The 3970-nt window shown below is 58.0% G+C and carries 5 protein-coding genes; 2 read left to right on the top strand and 3 right to left on the bottom strand.

What is annotated here, in order from left to right:
• Window positions 1-133: 133 nt before the first annotated feature.
• Window positions 134-868, bottom strand: coding sequence for an SDR family NAD(P)-dependent oxidoreductase (locus tag IE122_RS18035; protein WP_189622615.1), 735 nt, complete (start codon window positions 866-868; stop codon window positions 134-136).
• 60 nt (window positions 869-928) lie between these two features.
• On the opposite strand from IE122_RS18035, the gene IE122_RS18030 reads away from it, so the two are divergent.
• Window positions 929-1123: a hypothetical protein gene (locus IE122_RS18030; protein WP_189622614.1), complete on the top strand. Its 195-nt coding sequence runs from the start codon at window positions 929-931 to the stop codon at window positions 1121-1123.
• A gap of 59 nt (window positions 1124-1182) precedes the next feature.
• Here IE122_RS18030 and IE122_RS18025 read toward each other — a convergent pair whose 3' ends face one another.
• Both IE122_RS18025 and IE122_RS18020 read right to left on the bottom strand, forming a co-directional pair.
• The gene (locus IE122_RS18025; RefSeq protein WP_189622613.1) at window positions 1183-1662 is read right to left on the bottom strand and encodes a MaoC family dehydratase; all 480 of its coding nucleotides are present in this window, start codon (window positions 1660-1662) and stop codon (window positions 1183-1185) included.
• Window positions 1659-2153, bottom strand: a complete 495-nt coding sequence (locus IE122_RS18020; protein WP_189622612.1) for a MaoC family dehydratase — start codon at window positions 2151-2153, stop codon at window positions 1659-1661. The genes IE122_RS18025 and IE122_RS18020 overlap by 4 nt, the downstream gene beginning before the upstream one ends.
• A 560-nt stretch (window positions 2154-2713) precedes the next feature.
• Here IE122_RS18020 and IE122_RS18015 point away from each other — a divergent pair.
• Window positions 2714-3781, top strand: a complete 1068-nt coding sequence (locus tag IE122_RS18015; protein WP_189622611.1) for a phosphotransferase family protein — start codon at window positions 2714-2716, stop codon at window positions 3779-3781.
• The last annotated feature ends 189 nt before the right edge of the window (window positions 3782-3970 follow it).

Below are 3970 nucleotides of genomic sequence, written 5' to 3'. Positions count from 1 at the left end.
CAGGGCGCGGAGACTCGACGCTGCGCTTCAAGCCCGCAAGGTGGGGCGGCGGCTACGCTTACGACAGACATCGCCCACGCCCAGGCTGAAAAGCGGTGGCAACTTGCAGGAAGGTGCCGTGAGCTTTCTGCTGTCAGGCTGCCACGCCGCCATCGACGTTGAGCGTCGCACCTGTAATGTAGGTCGCATCCGGGCCGGCGAAAAATGCGACCGCGCCCGCGATCTCTTCGGCGGAGCCAAAGCGGGCCAATGGGATCAAACCTATCGCCTGCGGTGCGAATTCGTCATCGGCGGGGTTCATGTCGGTGTCAATCGACCCGGGTTGCACAGTGTTGACCAAGATCTTCCGCGGAGCGAGGTCCTTTGACCAGCCTCGCGCCAGCGCCGCTACGGCGGCCTTGGTTGCACTGTACACGGAGTTTGTCGGGAAAGCCTTTTGGCTCGCAATGCTGCCGATCAGAATGATGCGGCCGCCGTCGGCCAAGTGCGGCAACGCTGCGCGGGTGCCTACGTGCAGACCCTTCACGTTGACGCCAAACTGTCGGTCGAAGTTCTCGTCTGTGTCGTCGGAGACGACGGCGAACTCCACGATGCCCGCGTTGTGCACCAGAATGTCGAGGCCCCCCAGTGCTCCTGCAGCCTGTTCGATGCCCGAGCGTTGCGATGCGGGATCTGCGGCGTCGGCCTGGAATGCGTAGGCAGTGCCGCCAGCGTCCTCAATCGCCGCGACCGTTGCGTCCGCGGCTGCCTTGTTCCCGGCGTAGGTGATAGCAACAGTCGCCCCTTCTGCCGCAAGCCGCTTGGCGATCGCCGAGCCGATACCGCGGGATCCGCCCGTGACGAGTGCCTTTTTCCCTTGAAGTGACATTCCTTATTCTCCGGATGTGGTACGCGATCATTACATCATGCGTTGTTGGCAGCGTCCAAAATGCACCACGATTCGGGCGATATCGCTCGCGAAGTTGCTTCTTCCGCAGCCGATAGTGTCAGGCGCATGGTAGTGATCCAACACTATTTTCCGGACCACCAGAAGCCAAAGCTTTCCGGCCTTGGTCACGGTGACGTGCTTGGTGCATCACCGGATTTCATCAACGTGATCAAGGGCACGGCCCTCGTGACTTGATGATCAAGCAGGCGGTATCACTTCTGCATGGGACCGCCTGCTAGAATAAGGATTGTTTTCTATTCAGCGGCCGAGGTAATTCGGCGCTTCAGCATAACACGGCGATCAACCTGAGCGACGAGCTCTCGTCTTTGGTTTACACCGTAGTGACGGAAGGTCACGATTCCGGCATCTTCGCGATCGGCGCCTTCGACTGCGAGCACTTCCGAATAGGCGTACAGCGTGTCGCCGTGCCCCACGAAGGTTGTAAGCTTGATGTTGTCCAGGCCCAGTTCTTCAAGAGCTTGCTCACAGCAATCCTGAGACGCCAAGCCGAGAACCATCGAAAAATTCACACCACCATAAGACACAACCCGGCCAAACGAGGACGTGCTCAATTTGTCCTCGTTGAAATGGCCTTCCGATGTATTCATCGTGAGGTTCGTGAAGAGAACATTTTCCAGGTTGGTTATAGTTTTGCCTCTGGCGTGCCGAATCAACATGCCAACTTCAAAATCATCGAAAAAATTATTCGCCGTAGATGCCGCCGGATATTTCATTGCGAGGCTCCTGTGCGCCGCTTAACTAGATTCGAACGGCGGAAGCTGACCAGCAGTTCTCCGTTCTCGTCACGACCTTCAGTCTCCCAAGTGACAATTCCGTTTTTCGGATTGCTGCTTGATAGCCTCATGTCAGTTGTCTTTGTCCGCGAATAGATCGTCGTACCCGGATAGACCGGGCGATGATATTTGAGATCGAAGACACCGAGAAACGGTCCGCCAATCTCGCTACAGTCTTCCACCGCCAGACCCAGCACAATGTTGAAAACGAGCTGGGGGTTCACCACGACATCCGGATGTCCGTGCGCCTTGGCATAATCGCGGTTGAAGTAGAGCGGAACAAACGACATCAAGAGCGTGCTGAACAGCACGTTGTCGCTCTCGAAGATCGTCCTGCCCCAGTGATGTTCGAATTCCTGACCAACAAAAAAGTCTTCGTATAAGCGGCCCTTCGGCCACAGTGTCGCTTTGTCGAGAAAACTAATATCCACGGCTTAACTCCTGTCGATGTAGCTACTGCCATGACAACCATTCAAGTCCAAGCACGCAGGCCGGCTCCTAAAGCCATATTGCAGATGTGATGGGGCAGGCGTGATCGCATGCGTGGGATGCCGACGTGATCGCAATTGTAATGGGGTGCGGCGGGTCTGGACGCAGTTTCACCAGTCTCTACTAGTGACATTTGACGTGTGACGAGACTGAGTGATTTCGTCAGGGTTGTACTTGCGCTCGGCGCTGCTCAACCTCATCCGGGATAGGAGCGCGGCTCATGTTGTTTGGGGAGCTTACCTTACGGCGGCAGCAATTTTTGGCACCTGTAGCTATCGATGTCATCGAATCTAGATCTTCGGTCCGTGACGATCCGATAGTGATCGCCGGCGGTGCTACCGTATTCAGGTTGGGGCACCTGGCAGCCGCGTGCCCTTTAATTTTGGCTGAGCCACTATGTGTGGGTAGCGATTGTATCGAGCGGAGTACACGGGCAGGCATCGACGCGGACGGCCACCCGAGCGGCCTGCTGCAGGCCAAAGCGCAAGGAGTGTGAACGGACATGGTTGCCAGTAACGAGGACCAGCGAGCGACGGATAACATGGGCACTAAGCCCGTCGCCGAAGCGCTCAGTTTCGATGTTGCGGCGCTGTCCCGCTGGATGGAGGCAAACATCCCGGGGTATGCCGGCCCGATGGAGGTGACCCAGTTCAAGGGCGGGCAGTCTAACCCGACCTACCAGTTGTCAACGCCCGGCGCTCGGTATGTCTTGCGCCGCAAACCGCCAGGCAACCTGTTGCCCTCAGCCCATGCGGTGGACCGGGAATATCGCGTCCTGTCGGCCTTGGGGCCAACGGGCGTGCCTGTACCTCGGACCTACGGCCTTTGCACCGATGTCGACGTGATCGGGACATGGTTCTACGTCATGGACATGGTAGAGGGGCGGGTCCTGTGGGATCCGACGCTGCCGCAGTACCAGCCAGCCGAGCGGCGGGCCATTTACAATGCCGAAATTCACACGCTGGCCGATCTCCATAACGCCGATTACGAAAAGCTCGGCCTTGGCGATTACGGTAAGCCCGGCAACTATATGGGAAGGCAAGTCGAGCGCTGGACTCGACAGTATCGTGCCTCTTGTGAACAGCCCGATCCCGTCATGGAGCGACTGATAGAATGGTTGTCCGCCACGCTGCCGGCGCAGGACCGCACTTCGATTGTGCATGGCGATTACCGGATCGACAACATGATTTTCCATCCTGATGAAGCGCGCGTCGTCGCTTTGTTGGACTGGGAACTTTCGACCCTTGGCGACCCGCTGGCGGACTTCACCTATCTCCTGATGAACTGGGTAACCTCGGCTCTGGCGGACATTCCCGATCTGTCGGCTCACGGCATCCCGACTATTGGAGAGGTTGTGGAGGCCTATTGCGCCCGAACGGGGCGCGACGGCCTGCCAAATCTGGACTGGTATTTCGCCTACAACTGCTTCCGCACGACGGCCATTCTCTACAGCATCGCCGGGCGAGTTCGGGATGGAACCGCAAATCACCCGAACGCCCGTGCCCAAGCCTTGAAAATTCCCAAAATGACCGCGATCGCCTGGTCATTTGCTGAGAGGGCCGGCGCTTAGCGCAACGCCCTCTGTGCCACGTTCGGCTATTGCCCAGGGGCGGGCCAAGGAAAGGCATTCCTCGAGCGATAATGCACAGGCCGCGCAAATCCCGGGCCTTGGCACCGCGATCGCGTCCTTGCGTGCCAAGCTAGACTCGAATTCGACCAAGTTGAATCGCGGGGGATTCCCATGGGGCTGATTATCTGA

The sequence above is a fragment of the Novosphingobium colocasiae genome, from assembly GCF_014652555.1.
GTDB lineage: Bacteria > Pseudomonadota > Alphaproteobacteria > Sphingomonadales > Sphingomonadaceae > Novosphingobium > Novosphingobium colocasiae.
Note: the sequence above shows the minus strand (reverse complement) of the source record. Positions and strands in the feature narration are given on the sequence as shown.